Below are 13060 nucleotides of genomic sequence, written 5' to 3' on the forward strand. Positions count from 1 at the left end.
TTAGAGCTTTGCTTGAGTAATAAGCAGTAAATGAGAGGAGGTACAACACATGTCAGAAGCAAAAAGTATTGCAAGATTCGTTCGTATTGCTCCCCGTAAAGCGCAGCTGGTTGTTGATTTGATCCGCGGCAAGCAAGTAGGAGAAGCAATTGCGATTCTGCGTCATACACCAAGATCCGCTTCACCGATCGTTGAGAAGGTTTTGAACTCTGCCATTGCTAATGCTGAGCATAACTACTCCATGGATCCGAACAACTTGGTCGTATCACAAACATTTGTTAACCAAGGACCAACAATGAAACGGTTCCGTCCACGTGCAATGGGACGTGCTAGCCGCATTAATAAACGTACCAGCCACATTACAATAGTGGTATCCGAAAAATAAGGGAGGGATAACGTGTGGGTCAAAAAGTAAACCCAGTAGGACTTAGAGTTGGGATTATTCGCGATTGGGAATCCAAATGGTTCGCAGGTAAAGATTTCGGCGATCTTCTTATTGAAGATGTTAAAATCCGCGAATACTTAAAAACGAAGCTGAAAGATTCAGCTGTTTCACATATTGAAATCGAACGTGCTGCTAACCGTGTGAATGTTACCATTCAAACAGCTAAGCCTGGTATGGTTATCGGTAAAGGCGGAGCAGAAATCGAAGTTATTCGTAACTACATTGCTAATCTGTCGAACGGCAAAAAGATTCATATCAATATCTCTGAAATCAAAAATCCTGAATTGGATGCAATTTTGGTTGCTGAAAGCATTGCACAACAATTGGAACGTCGTGTTTCATTCCGTCGTGCTATGAAGCAATCGATCCAAAGATCGATGAGAGCCGGAGCAAAAGGAATCAAAACAGCAGTAAGTGGTCGTTTGGGCGGAGCAGAAATCGCTAGAAATGAAGGCTACAGTGAAGGTACAGTGCCTCTTCATACATTACGTGCGGATATTGACTATGGTACAGCGGAAGCTCATACTACTTATGGTCGTATCGGAGTAAAAGTATGGATCTATCGCGGCGAAGTTCTTCCACCGGCTAAGAAAAAGGCTGTTACGGAAGGAGGCAACTAAGAATGTTAGTTCCTAAACGTGTCAAACACCGTAAAGAATTTCGCGGTAAAATGCGTGGTCGTGCTAAAGGCGGAACAGAAGTAAGTTTCGGTGAATTCGGATTGCAAGCTTTGGAGCCTGCATGGGTTACCAACCGTCAAATCGAGGCTGCTCGTATTGCGATGACTCGTTACATCAAACGGGGCGGTAAAGTATGGATCAAAATTTTCCCTTCGAAGCCGGCAACACAAAAACCGCTTGAAGTACGGATGGGTAGCGGTAAAGGTAGCGTAGAGAAATGGGTTTGTGTTGTAAAACCAGGTAAGATTATGTTTGAACTTGCCGGTGTTAGTGAGGAAATTGCTCGTGAAGCATTACGTCTGGCTTCTCACAAGCTTCCGATCAAAACCAAGTTTGTTAAAAGAGAAGATGTAGGTGGTGAAGCAAATGAAGGCTAGTGAATTTCGCAACCTAACCACTGCTGAAATTGAACAAAAAATTGCCGGCTTTAAAGAAAGACTCTTTAGCCTCCGTTTTCAACTAGCTACCGGTCAACTGGAAAACCCAGTACAGATCCGGGAAGTCCGCAAAGAGATTGCTCGTGCAAAGACTGTTTTGCGTGAAAGAGAACTGGGGATCATTAGTTAATGAGTGAGAGAGGAGGATCTTCCATGAGTGAACGTAACGATCGTAAAACTCAAGTCGGTAAAGTCGTGAGTGACAAAATGGAAAAAACCATCGTTGTTGCGGTTGAAACATACAAAAAACACGATCTTTATCACAAAAGAATTAAATATACGAAGAAATTCAAAGCGCATGACGAGAACAATGAGGCCAAAATCGGTGATGTTGTGAAAATTTCCGAAACACGTCCTTTGTCCAAAGACAAGCGTTGGAGATTGGTTGAAATTGTAGAAAAAGCTGTTTTGGTATAAAAAGATACGTAGCATCAATTCCGGAAGGAGGGTTTAAACAATGATTCAACCTCTATCTCGTTTAAAAGTGGCTGACAACTCAGGAGCAAAGCAATTGATGTGCATTCGTGTTCTTGGTGGTACTGGACGTCGTGTAGGTCATATCGGTGATTTGATTATCTGCTCGGTCAAAGAAGCAACACCAGGTGGCGTTGTCAAAAAGGGTGATGTTGTCAAAGCGGTAATCGTTCGTACAAAGAGCGGTGCTCGCCGTAAAGATGGTTCTTACATTACTTTTGATGAAAATGCAGCTGTAATCGTTAAGGATGATAAGAGTCCTCGTGGAACTCGTATCTTTGGACCAGTTGCTCGTGAACTTCGTGATCGCGACTTCATGAAAATTGTTTCTCTTGCTCCAGAAGTTATCTAATTTAAATGCTGCTTAGCAGCTGCACGATAGAAGAAAAGATTTTTAATAAGATAGTTTTCTTACGAAAACGAAGAATATGCTTACGAAGTTAGCATTCTGCGAATGCTCTCAGGAGGTGGAAACTCAATGCCAAAGCAACCCAAGAAATTGGAGTCTCATAATAACAAACTTAATGTTAAAAAAGACGATAAAGTGTTCGTAATTACTGGCAAAGATAAAGGTAAAAAAGGCCGTGTAATTGCAGCATACCCTCGTGAAAATCGCGTGTTGGTTGAAGGTGTAAATATGATCAAGAAGCATAGCAAACCTTCGCAATCTAACCCACAGGGTGGTATTATCTCGCAAGAAGCACCTATTCACGTATCGAACGTGATGCTGATTGATCCGAAGAGCGGCCAGCCTACCCGTGTAGGTTACAAAGTTCTGGACAACGGTACAAAAGTACGTGTAGCTCGTAAATCCGGTGAAGTTATCGATTAATCGTAAAAGTTAGGAAAGGAGGTACATGAAAGATGGCAGCAAGGTTAAAAGATCGTTTTTTGAATGAAGTAACTCCTGCTTTGATGCAGAAATTCAGTTATACAACGGTTATGCAGGTGCCTAAGATTGAGAAAGTCGTCATTAACATGGGTGTGGGTGAAGCAGTTTCGAACTCCAAAGTGTTGGATGTAGCTGTTCAGGATCTTCAGTTAATCGCTGGTCAAAAGCCGGTTGTTACTAAAGCAAAGAAATCAATCGCAGGCTTCAAATTGCGTGAAAATATGCCGATCGGTGTAAAAGTAACGCTTCGCGGCGAGCGCATGTATCATTTCTTGGACAAATTGTTCAACGTTGCGCTTCCTCGTGTTCGTGACTTCCGCGGTGTTTCTTCTAAAGCATTTGATGGACGCGGTAACTATACATTGGGTTTGAAAGAACAATTAATTTTCCCTGAAATCGAATACGATAAAGTTGATAAAGTACGCGGTATGGATATCGTTATCGTAACTACAGCCCAATCGGACGAAGAGTCCCGTGAGTTATTAACCCAATTAGGAATGCCGTTTACCAAATAAGGTACGGTACAACCGGAGGTGTAAAAGTAAGTGGCAAAAACTTCAATGATCGTGAAGCAACAGCGCACTCCAAAATTCAAGGTGCAGGCTTATACACGCTGCGAACGCTGTGGCCGTCCGCATTCGGTTCTTCGGAAGTTTAAAATTTGCAGAATTTGTTTCCGCGAATTAGCACACGCAGGTCAAATCCCTGGCGTTAAAAAAGCAAGCTGGTAATTACCCAAGTTTCGGGAAGGAGGTTCACATAAATGGTGATGTCAGATCCAATTGCAGATATGCTTACACGTATTCGTAATGCAAACGTTGTGCGTCATGAAACGGTTGAAATCCCTGCTTCGACGGTCAAAAGAGAAATTGCTGAGATCCTCAAAAAAGAAGGTTTTATCCGCGACGCTGAATATATCGAAGATAACAAGCAAGGAATTATCCGCGTATTCTTGAAATACGGACCTAACAATGAACGTGTTATTTCTGGTCTTAAAAGAATCAGCAAACCCGGCTTGCGTGTTTACACAAAAAGTCAAGAGGTTCCTCGCGTACTAGGCGGTTTGGGAATTGCGATTATTTCCACTTCTCAAGGCGTTATGACCGATAAAGAAGCTCGTCAAACTAAAGCTGGCGGAGAAGTTATCTGCTACGTTTGGTAATAAAGAATTTAAATGAACGGAGGTGCATACCATGTCACGTATTGGTCGCAAGCCCATTACAATCCCGAGTGAAGTAAACATCACTCTTGATAACACTCTTATCACAGTAAAAGGCCCTAAGGGTACTTTGTCTCGTGAGTTACACAGAGATATGAAGCTGGTCGTTGCAGAAAATGAAATTTCTGTTGAGCGTCCTTCTGATAATAAATTACATCGTTCTCTTCACGGTACTACAAGAAGCGTTGTTGCTAACATGGTAAACGGCGTAACTACTGGTTTTGCAAAAAACCTTGAGCTGGTTGGAGTTGGATACCGCGCTAACAAAACAGGTGATAAGCTGGTTTTGAACGTTGGTTACTCGCATCCAGTTGAAATCGAACCGGAGAACGGTATTGAGTTTGATGTTCCATCAAACACGAAGATCACGGTTAAGGGCATTGACAAAGAATTGGTCGGCGCAGTTGCTGCAAAGATTCGTTCTGTTCGTGAGCCTGAGCCTTATAAAGGTAAAGGTATTAAGTACGAAGGCGAACGTATTCTTCGTAAAGAAGGTAAAGCTGGTAAGAAGAAATAAGCTTGCATAAATGCAGGATCATCCTTCATTTAAGTTGAAAGGAGTAAACCTCGAATGATTAACAAAAGCGACAAGAACAAAGCTCGTTTGAAAAGACATTTACGTGTCCGTAAGAAAATTCAAGGAACGACTGAACGTCCGCGCTTGAATATTTTCCGTTCATCCAAGCATATGTACGCACAATTGATCGATGATGTTAAAGGTGTAACTATTGCATCTGCTTCCACTCAAGATAAAGAGTTGAAAGAAAACATCGGCAATGGTGGTAATGCTGAAGCAGCTCGCAAGGTCGGAGCTTTAATTGCAGAGCGCGCTAAGCAAAACGGAGTAGAAAAAATCGTATTTGACCGCGGTGGATATTTGTACCACGGACGTGTGCAGGCATTAGCCGATGCAGCTCGTGAAGCAGGTCTTGAATTTTAATCGAACATATAAGGAGGTAAAATCACTTGCGTATTGATCCCAATACTTTAGAGTTAACAGAAAAAGTTGTTAACATTAATCGTGTATCTAAGGTAGTTAAAGGCGGACGTCGCTTCAGCTTTAGTGCATTAGTTGTTGTTGGCGACGGTAACGGATGGGTAGGCGCAGGAATCGGTAAAGCTGGCGAAGTACCAGATGCAATTCGCAAAGGTATTGAAGATGCTAAGAAAAACCTGATTCATGTACCTATCGTTGGAACCACTATCCCTCACTTGGTTATTGGTAAATTTGGAGCTGGTAATGTTCTTTTGAAACCTGCTTCCAAGGGTACTGGAGTGATCGCGGGCGGTCCAGTTCGTGCAGTGTTGGAACTTGCTGGTGTTGGCGACATCTTGACCAAATCTTTAGGATCTTCTAACTCAATCAACATGGTAAATGCTACTCTTGAAGGCTTACAGCGTCTGAAGCGTGCTGAAGAAGTTGCAAAGCTGCGTGGCAAAACTGTTGAAGAGATTTTAGGGTAGGAGGGATATCATGGCTAAACAATTGCAAATTACCCTCAAACGCAGCTTGATCGGCCGTCCAGAAACACAACGTCGTACTGTAGTTTCACTTGGACTGGGCAAACTGAATTCAACTGTTGTACAACAAGACAATGCAGCGATTCGCGGCATGGTTAATCAAGTAAGTCATTTAGTTGAAGTTACTGAACTGGAAGCATAAATTTGCTTTACAAAACGTATTAAGAGGAGGTGCAAACGATGAAATTGCATGAGCTTACTCCGGCTATCGGGGCACGTAAAGCCCGCAAGCGTGTGGGTCGTGGTATCGGTAGTGGTATGGGAAAAACGTCAACTCGTGGACATAAAGGACAAAATTCGCGCTCTGGCGGTGGTGTTCGTCCAGGTTTTGAAGGGGGACAAAATCCTCTATATCGTCGCTTGCCTAAACGTGGATTTACTAACAGATTCCGTAAGGAATTCGCTATTGTAAATCTGACTGAGCTTAACAAATTTGCTGCTGGTACTGAAGTGACTCCAGAAATTCTTCAAGAGTCCGGTATTATCAAAAATGCAAGAGATGGAATCAAAATCTTGGGCAATGGCGATCTTACTGTTCAGTTGAGTGTAAAAGCTAACAAGTTCTCTCAATCTGCGGTAGAGAAAATTCAGGCTGCCGGCGGTAAAACCGAGGTGATTTAATGTTACGTACCATATCCAATATTTTGAAAGTAGACGATCTGAGGAGAAGAATATTCTTCACCTTAATCGTTTTGATCGTCTACAGAATTGGTGCTTTTATTCCGGTACCTAACATCAACACAGATATTATCAAACTTCAGGATCAAGCCAACACAGGTGGTGTGTTCGGTTTGATGAATACTTTTTCCGGTGGCGCATTGTTCCAATTCTCGATCTTCGCGATGGGAATTATGCCTTATATTACAGCCTCGATCATTGTTCAGCTTTTATCGATGGATGTAATACCACGTTTTGCTCAATGGGCAAAAGAAGGGGAAGTGGGCAGAAAGAAGTTAGCGCAGATTACCCGTTACGGTACAATTGGATTAGGGATTATCCAGGCATTTGGTTTGGCTATCGGATTTAACCGAATCTACACAGGGTTAGTTGTGGATCCTACGTTCACAACGTATGCTTTGATCGCAATCGTTCTGACAGCGGGAACTGCATTTCTGATGTGGTTAGGGGAACAAATCACTGAAAATGGAATTGGAAATGGTATTTCCATTATCATCTTCGCGGGGATTGTAGCTGCAATTCCGACAGGAATTTCACAGATATACAAAACTCAATTAGCCGATGCTGGAGATGCACTGTTCTTGAATATTATCAAAGTCGTGCTCATCGTAGTTGTTATTATTGCGTTGATCGCTGGGGTTATCTTCATACAACAAGGCATTCGTAAAATTCCGGTGCAATACGCCAAACGGGTTGTAGGTCGCAAGACTTATGGTGGGCAATCGACACACATCCCATTAAAGGTAAATGCAGCGGGTGTAATTCCAGTCATCTTTGCTTTATCATTACTTGTTTTTCCTCCAACACTAGCTAATTTTTGGAGAGGTAATGTAGTGGCAGATTGGATCATTACGAATTTAAACTATACAGCACCACTCGGTATGGTTCTGTATGTACTTTTGATCATTGGGTTCACCTTCTTCTACACGTTTGTTCAGATTAATCCTGAACAGATGGCTGACCAAATGAAGAAAAACGGAGGTTACATACCAGGAATTCGTCCTGGGAAAACAACTTCTGTATACTTGACCAGAGTAATGACTCGCATTACTTTGTCTGGTGCTCTTTTCTTGGCTGCGATCTCCATTATTCCAATGGTACTGGGCCATCTTGCAGGCTTGCCGGAATCGGTTCGTATTGGAGGAACTTCCTTGCTAATTGTTATTGGTGTAGGCTTGGAAACGATGAAGCAGGTTGAAAGTCAACTGATCAAACGTCATTACAAAGGGTTTATCAATAAATAGTAAATAGGTTCTGATAGTGAACTTTCACTATCGGCACCTATTGTTCTGGTTGCATCATTTGCTGTGATAGGGAGGAATCATTATGAACGTAATATTTATGGGTCCTCCTGGTGCAGGCAAAGGTACACAGGCGGAATCAATCGTCAATGAGTTTCAAATCCCGCATATTTCAACCGGCGACGCTTTTCGTTTAGCCATGAAGCAAGGTACGGCCCTTGGGTTGGAAGCAAAAAAATATGTGGATCAGGGTTTGCTTGTATCGGATGAAATTACGATTGGTATCGTAAAAGAACGACTTCAGCTTCCTGATTGTAAGTCAGGGTTTTTGCTTGACGGATTTCCAAGAACGATCGAGCAAGCGGAAGCTCTCGATAAGATCATGGATTCTTTAGGTTCAAGCATTGATCATGTTATAAACCTTCATGTTGATCGCAGCCTGCTTTTGGCGAGATTAACAGGTCGCAGAATTTGTAGATCTTGTGGTGCTACGTATCATGTCTTGTTTAACCCTCCTCATACTGAGAATGTATGTGATAAATGCTCAGGCGAATTGTACCAAAGATCAGATGATACCGAAGAAAAAGTAGGAACTCGGCTTGACGAGTATCTGAATAAAACAGCACCGCTTTTATCGTATTATCGTAACAAAGGAAATTTGCGTGAGGTTAACGGTGAGCAAGAAATAGGTACGGTTGCTGCACAAATCAGCTTACTATTGCGAGGTCAAGCGAAATGATCATTTGTAAATCTCCAGCTGAGTTGGACTTAATGAGAGAAGCAGGTCGAATTGTAGCCGAAACGCATCGCTTATTACAAAAGGCCGTTCAGCCCGATATTACAACCAAGGAGCTCGATCAAATCGCAGAAGGATATATTCGCAGTCAAGGAGCAATCCCATCTTTTAAAGGATACAACGGTTTTCCTGGAAGTATCTGTGCTTCAGTCAATGATGAATTGGTACATGGTATACCCGGACCGCGTAAGTTGTTGAATGGCGACATCATCAGTATTGATATCGGAGCTCAGTATAAAGGATATCATGGTGACTCAGCTTGGACTTATGGTGTTGGAACCATATCGGATACAGCCAAGAAGCTTTTGGAGGTAACTGAGCAATGCTTATACAAAGGACTAGAGGAAGCTAAACCGGATGCTCGGTTGTATACAATTTCTCATGCTATTCAAAAGTACGTCGAGAACGAAGGTTTTTCAATTGTTCGAGAATATGTTGGGCATGGAATTGGCTCCAAATTACATGAAGAGCCGCAGATTCCAAATTACGGTTTACCAGAACGAGGACCTCGACTGAAGCCGGGAATGGTATTAGCAATCGAACCCATGGTCAATGTCGGTGAACGTTATGTTAAGACACTGAAAGACAATTGGACGGTTGTTACAGTGGATGGCACACTGTGCGCGCATTTTGAGCATACCATTGCAATTACGCCGGATGGTTACGAAATATTTACGAAAGCCTAAAGCGTAGGTGAGCCTTGTGAATTCGGTAAACAAACCACAGCTTGGACAATTAGTTAGGATTATTCGCGGCAACGATTCCGGGAAGTACGCTGTCATCATAAATGTCGAAGACCAACGATTCGTGTGGATTGTAGACGGCGACAAACGGAGATTCGACCAGCCTAAGAAGAAAAATATACTTCATCTCGAATTGTTACCAACGGTGAGCAGCGAAGTTGTGGAAAGCATGAGCGATAGCGGACGTGTAACCAATAGTAAATTGCGCTTTGTAATCAATAAGGTTGTGAACCAAATTCAATCAGAAGCACAAGAGAAAGGAGAATGACTGTGGCCAAAGAAGATGTTATTGAAGTTGAAGGTACAGTGATTGAACCTCTTCCGAATGCAATGTTTAAAGTGGAGCTGGAAAACGGTCATAAGATACTTGCTCACGTATCCGGTAAAATCAGAATGCACTTTATCCGGATCTTGCCTGGAGATAAAGTAACGGTGGAACTTTCACCTTATGATTTGACTAGAGGCCGTATAACCTATCGTTTTAAATAAATGTATGAACATATATACCTATGCCTACCAAGATAGCTCACTAAAGCTTTCTCGGCTCATGCTTACGAAGACAGTTTTCTCTTGAAAACTCAGCTTATGCTTACGAAGTCAGTTTGCTAAAGCAAACTCTTAGGAGGTAATAAAAATGAAAGTTAGACCGTCGGTTAAGCCGATTTGTGAGAAATGCAAAGTCATTCGTCGCAAAGGCAATGTAATGGTTATTTGCGAAAATCCGAAGCACAAACAAAAACAAGGTTAAGGAGGTGCTTGTATAAATGGCACGTATTGCTGGTGTAGACTTACCTCGTGAAAAGCGCGTGGAAATTGCCCTGACATACATTTTTGGTATCGGTAAAACAACATCCCAAAAGATTTTGGCCGAAACCGGTGTAAGTTCGGCAACTCGCGTTCGCGATTTGACCGAAGATGAAGTAAGCAAGCTTCGTGATGCTATTGACAAAACTGTCAAAGTAGAAGGCGACCTTCGTCGTGAAATTGCTCTGAACATTAAACGTCTAATCGAAATTGGTTGCTATCGTGGTGTTCGTCACCGTCGCGGCTTACCTGTTCGTGGTCAACGTACTAAAACAAATGCCCGTACGCGTAAAGGTCCTCGTCGTACTGTAGCTAATAAGAAAAAATAGTAAAGGGGGTTAACACTGAAAATGGCTAAACCTAAAAAAGTTGTTCGTACGAAACGTCGTGATCGGAAAAACATTGACACCGGAGTAGCACATATCCGTTCAACGTTTAACAATACCATCGTAACTATTACCGATCCTCACGGTAATGCAATCTCTTGGGCGAGTGCTGGTAACATGGGCTTCAAAGGCTCACGTAAAAGCACTCCGTTCGCAGCACAAATGGCTGCTGAAACAGCAGCTAAAGCGGCAATGGAGCATGGGATGAAAGTCGTTGAAGTTATGGTTAAAGGTCCAGGAGCTGGTCGTGAAGCAGCAATTCGTTCGCTTCAAGCAGCTGGTCTGGAAGTTAACCTGATTAAAGACGTAACTCCTGTACCTCACAACGGTTGCCGTCCTCCAAAACGTCGTCGTGTCTAATTGAGATTACGAAGAGTGGTATATTTATCCAAAAGTTGACAATACTATGTGGATAAGAATACTGCACGTTTTATGCGTCTTAAGTTATCCAGAGGGAAACGACGTTTTGAAGGAGGGTTATCATTGATCGAAATCGAAAAGCCGAAAATAGAAACCGTAGCATTAAGCGAAGAGGGCACTTACGGTAAGTTTGTTGTAGAGCCTTTGGAAAGAGGCTATGGAACAACTTTGGGAAACTCGCTGCGCAGAATTTTGCTGTCCTCCTTACCGGGGGCGGCGGTTACCTCGGTTCAAATCGACGGAGTGCTGCACGAGTTTTCAACCGTTCCTGGTGTTAAGGAAGATGTCACTGAGATTATCCTTAACTTAAAGGGACTTTCGCTTAAAATTCATTCCGACGAGGATAAAGTGTTGGAGATTGACGCTGAAGGCGAAGGAGCGGTCGTAGCTGGCGATATTCGTGGTGATAGCGATGTTGAAATCCTTAATCCGGATTTGCACATTGCTACACTTTCATCCGATTCCCGTCTTCATATGCGAATTCACGCAAATCGTGGACGTGGATATGTACAAGCGGATAAGAACAAAAAAGAAGAGCAGCTTATCGGTTTAGTACCGATTGATTCGATTTACACGCCAATCACTCGTGTCAATTACAACATCGAAAATACTCGCGTAGGCCAGGTTACCAATTATGATAAACTGACTCTTGAAGTGTGGACCGATGGAAGTATTCGACCTGAAGAAGCTGTAAGCTTGGGCGCCAAGATTTTGACTGAGCATTTGATGTTATTCGTCGGCTTGACTGATGAAGCTAAAGATGCTGAGATCATGGTTGAAAAAGAAGAGGACAAAAAAGAGAAAGTGCTTGAGATGACGATCGAAGAGCTTGATCTTTCAGTTCGTTCTTACAACTGTTTGAAGCGCGCGGGTATTAATACCGTACAAGAATTGATTACGAAAACCGAAGAAGATATGATGAAGGTTCGTAATCTTGGACGCAAGTCCCTTGAAGAAGTTCAAGAGAAGCTCGAAGAGCTGGGTCTTGGTCTTCGAATGGAAGACTAGACGTCAACGATTATTAAGCATAAGGAGGTTACACATACAATGGCACAACATCAAAAGTTAAGTCGTGATTCCAGTTCACGTAAAGCATTATTTCGTGACCTGGTAACGGATCTGTTCATTTATGAGCGTATTCAAACGACAGAAGCTAAAGCAAAAGAATTGCGTTCTATTGCAGAAAAATTAATCACTTTGGCAAAACGCGGAGATCTTCATGCACGTCGTCAGGTGGCTTCCTTTGTTCGCCGCGAAGCAGCGAATGAAAACCAGGACGCTATCCAAAAGCTGTTTGCTGATCTGGCTCCTCGCTACGCGGAACGTCAAGGCGGTTATACACGTATCTTAAAGCTTGGACCACGTCGCGGCGATGCTGCACCAATGGTTTACTTAGAGCTAGTAGATCGTGCATAAAGGGATTGGAAAGGGTGGACAGGATCTTATGATTCTGCTGAAGCCCTTTTTTTTGTAGCCTCAGCTTATGGATATGAGACGGAGGTTAGCCTTGAGAAATATATGCATGACCGTAAGCTATGACGGAACGGCTTATCACGGCTTTCAGACACAGCCAAGCAACAACACGATTCAGGACATTCTGGAGCGTGCGATACGTTCTCTGACGGGTGAGACGATCAAAATAACCTCTTCTGGACGTACCGATGCAGGTGTTCATGCCAGATGCCAGGTTATCAACTTTATCACCTCATCCCCGATTCCTCTCGTTCGTTGGTGCTTGGCTTTAAATACGCTTCTGCCTGCTGACATTATCGTTAGTAACGCAAGGCAGGTCGATGATAATTTCCATTCGAGACGCAGTGCAGACCGCAAAACCTACCGATATACCATCCGTTGCGGCAAACACCCTGATTTATTTCGTCGTAACCAGGAATACTTCCATCCTACACCATTGAATACAGAAGCCATGCAATCAAGTTTGCCCTGTTTGGTGGGAGAACATGATTTTACGTCTTTCTGCTCAATTCGTTCTACCAAGAAGTCCAATGTGCGGACGATCTATGCCGTCTCATTGGAATGTGAACCGATGGATCCCATTTTGCAATCATATGGTATTCATATTCATGTGACCGGAAATGGTTTTTTATACAATATGGTTCGAATTATTGTCGGTACGCTGATCCAGATCGGAGAAGGCAAACGATCAGCTGACGCAATGAGCGAGATTCTGGCTTTACGAGACCGTGCTTTGGCCGGACCAACCGCCATGCCTCATGGGCTGGTACTCTGGGAAGTTTTATACGGTAACGATGAGATTAGTTCTTGATTTAATCTTCCGTACGTAGTATAATACAAATTGGCGTTTC

General features: G+C 42.9%; 26 protein-coding genes. All 26 read left to right on the top strand.

Translation table 11 applies throughout. The annotated features are described in order from the left end of the window. The first annotated feature begins 49 nt into the window (after positions 1–49). The 26 genes from rplV (at position 50) to truA (ending at position 13020) form a co-directional block, all read left to right on the top strand. On the top strand, positions 50–385 hold the full coding sequence (gene rplV, locus NST47_RS03605; protein ID WP_076237468.1) for a 50S ribosomal protein L22: 336 nt from the start codon (positions 50–52) through the stop codon (positions 383–385). A gap of 14 nt (positions 386–399) precedes the next feature. After that, positions 400–1065: a 30S ribosomal protein S3 gene (rpsC, locus tag NST47_RS03610; protein WP_076237465.1), complete on the top strand. Its 666-nt coding sequence runs from the start codon at positions 400–402 to the stop codon at positions 1063–1065. 2 nt (positions 1066–1067) lie between these two features. Further along, positions 1068–1502: a 50S ribosomal protein L16 gene (gene rplP, locus NST47_RS03615; protein WP_076237462.1), complete on the top strand. Its 435-nt coding sequence runs from the start codon at positions 1068–1070 to the stop codon at positions 1500–1502. Further along, complete coding sequence (gene rpmC / locus NST47_RS03620; RefSeq protein ID WP_076237459.1) at positions 1492–1692, top strand: 50S ribosomal protein L29; 201 nt, start codon at positions 1492–1494, stop codon at positions 1690–1692. The genes rplP and rpmC overlap by 11 nt, the downstream gene beginning before the upstream one ends. 23 nt (positions 1693–1715) lie before the next feature. After that, positions 1716–1979 (top strand): 30S ribosomal protein S17, encoded by a 264-nt coding sequence (rpsQ, locus tag NST47_RS03625; RefSeq protein WP_076237456.1) that lies wholly within the window; start codon positions 1716–1718, stop codon positions 1977–1979. Between the two features lie 40 nt (positions 1980–2019). Next, positions 2020–2388 carry a 50S ribosomal protein L14 gene (gene rplN, locus NST47_RS03630; protein ID WP_076237453.1) on the top strand — a complete coding sequence of 123 codons (369 nt, stop codon included), beginning with the start codon at positions 2020–2022 and terminating at the stop codon, positions 2386–2388. 126 nt (positions 2389–2514) lie between these two features. Then, entirely contained in the window at positions 2515–2868 is a 354-nt protein-coding gene (gene rplX / locus NST47_RS03635; protein ID WP_076237451.1) for a 50S ribosomal protein L24, read from the top strand. A 32-nt stretch (positions 2869–2900) separates the two neighbouring features. Then, entirely contained in the window at positions 2901–3443 is a 543-nt protein-coding gene (gene rplE / locus NST47_RS03640; RefSeq protein WP_076237448.1) for a 50S ribosomal protein L5, read from the top strand. A gap of 30 nt (positions 3444–3473) precedes the next feature. Then, positions 3474–3659 (top strand): type Z 30S ribosomal protein S14, encoded by a 186-nt coding sequence (locus NST47_RS03645; RefSeq protein ID WP_076237445.1) that lies wholly within the window; start codon positions 3474–3476, stop codon positions 3657–3659. Between the two features lie 32 nt (positions 3660–3691). Further along, positions 3692–4090: a 30S ribosomal protein S8 gene (gene rpsH, locus NST47_RS03650; RefSeq protein WP_076237442.1), complete on the top strand. Its 399-nt coding sequence runs from the start codon at positions 3692–3694 to the stop codon at positions 4088–4090. Positions 4091–4121: 31 nt separating this feature from the next. Then, entirely contained in the window at positions 4122–4664 is a 543-nt protein-coding gene (rplF, locus tag NST47_RS03655; RefSeq protein ID WP_076237440.1) for a 50S ribosomal protein L6, read from the top strand. Between the two features lie 54 nt (positions 4665–4718). Next, positions 4719–5087: a 50S ribosomal protein L18 gene (gene rplR / locus NST47_RS03660; RefSeq protein WP_076237438.1), complete on the top strand. Its 369-nt coding sequence runs from the start codon at positions 4719–4721 to the stop codon at positions 5085–5087. A gap of 26 nt (positions 5088–5113) precedes the next feature. Beyond that, positions 5114–5611 carry a 30S ribosomal protein S5 gene (gene rpsE, locus NST47_RS03665; protein WP_076237436.1) on the top strand — a complete coding sequence of 166 codons (498 nt, stop codon included), beginning with the start codon at positions 5114–5116 and terminating at the stop codon, positions 5609–5611. Between the two features lie 10 nt (positions 5612–5621). Continuing rightward, positions 5622–5810, top strand: coding sequence for a 50S ribosomal protein L30 (gene rpmD / locus NST47_RS03670; protein ID WP_076237434.1), 189 nt, complete (start codon positions 5622–5624; stop codon positions 5808–5810). 38 nt (positions 5811–5848) lie between these two features. Next, a complete protein-coding gene (gene rplO, locus NST47_RS03675) occupies positions 5849–6289 on the top strand; it encodes a 50S ribosomal protein L15 (protein ID WP_076237431.1) in 441 nt (146 codons plus the stop codon). Next, positions 6289–7590 carry a preprotein translocase subunit SecY gene (secY, locus tag NST47_RS03680; RefSeq protein WP_076237429.1) on the top strand — a complete coding sequence of 434 codons (1302 nt, stop codon included), beginning with the start codon at positions 6289–6291 and terminating at the stop codon, positions 7588–7590. The genes rplO and secY overlap by 1 nt, the downstream gene beginning before the upstream one ends. A gap of 82 nt (positions 7591–7672) precedes the next feature. Beyond that, a complete protein-coding gene (locus NST47_RS03685; protein WP_076237426.1) occupies positions 7673–8326 on the top strand; it encodes an adenylate kinase in 654 nt (217 codons plus the stop codon). Continuing rightward, positions 8323–9069 carry a type I methionyl aminopeptidase gene (map, locus tag NST47_RS03690; protein WP_076237423.1) on the top strand — a complete coding sequence of 249 codons (747 nt, stop codon included), beginning with the start codon at positions 8323–8325 and terminating at the stop codon, positions 9067–9069. The genes NST47_RS03685 and map overlap by 4 nt, the downstream gene beginning before the upstream one ends. A gap of 16 nt (positions 9070–9085) precedes the next feature. Next, positions 9086–9394, top strand: a complete 309-nt coding sequence (locus NST47_RS03695; protein WP_076237420.1) for a KOW domain-containing RNA-binding protein — start codon at positions 9086–9088, stop codon at positions 9392–9394. 2 nt (positions 9395–9396) lie between these two features. Beyond that, a complete protein-coding gene (gene infA / locus NST47_RS03700; RefSeq protein WP_009676800.1) occupies positions 9397–9615 on the top strand; it encodes a translation initiation factor IF-1 in 219 nt (72 codons plus the stop codon). Positions 9616–9760: 145 nt separating this feature from the next. Next, positions 9761–9874 (top strand): 50S ribosomal protein L36, encoded by a 114-nt coding sequence (gene rpmJ, locus NST47_RS03705; protein WP_003333770.1) that lies wholly within the window; start codon positions 9761–9763, stop codon positions 9872–9874. A 16-nt stretch (positions 9875–9890) separates the two neighbouring features. Beyond that, positions 9891–10259: a 30S ribosomal protein S13 gene (gene rpsM / locus NST47_RS03710; RefSeq protein WP_076237417.1), complete on the top strand. Its 369-nt coding sequence runs from the start codon at positions 9891–9893 to the stop codon at positions 10257–10259. 21 nt (positions 10260–10280) lie between these two features. Continuing rightward, positions 10281–10676, top strand: a complete 396-nt coding sequence (gene rpsK / locus NST47_RS03715) for a 30S ribosomal protein S11 (protein ID WP_076237415.1) — start codon at positions 10281–10283, stop codon at positions 10674–10676. A gap of 123 nt (positions 10677–10799) precedes the next feature. Then, entirely contained in the window at positions 10800–11744 is a 945-nt protein-coding gene (locus NST47_RS03720; protein ID WP_076237413.1) for a DNA-directed RNA polymerase subunit alpha, read from the top strand. A 39-nt stretch (positions 11745–11783) separates the two neighbouring features. Continuing rightward, positions 11784–12152, top strand: coding sequence for a 50S ribosomal protein L17 (gene rplQ / locus NST47_RS03725; RefSeq protein ID WP_076237411.1), 369 nt, complete (start codon positions 11784–11786; stop codon positions 12150–12152). Between the two features lie 91 nt (positions 12153–12243). Further along, entirely contained in the window at positions 12244–13020 is a 777-nt protein-coding gene (gene truA, locus NST47_RS03730; RefSeq protein ID WP_341153940.1) for a tRNA pseudouridine(38-40) synthase TruA, read from the top strand. Positions 13021–13060: the final 40 nt, after the last annotated feature.

This window comes from Paenibacillus sp. FSL H8-0034, assembly GCF_038000305.1.
Classification (GTDB): domain Bacteria; phylum Bacillota; class Bacilli; order Paenibacillales; family NBRC-103111; genus Paenibacillus_S.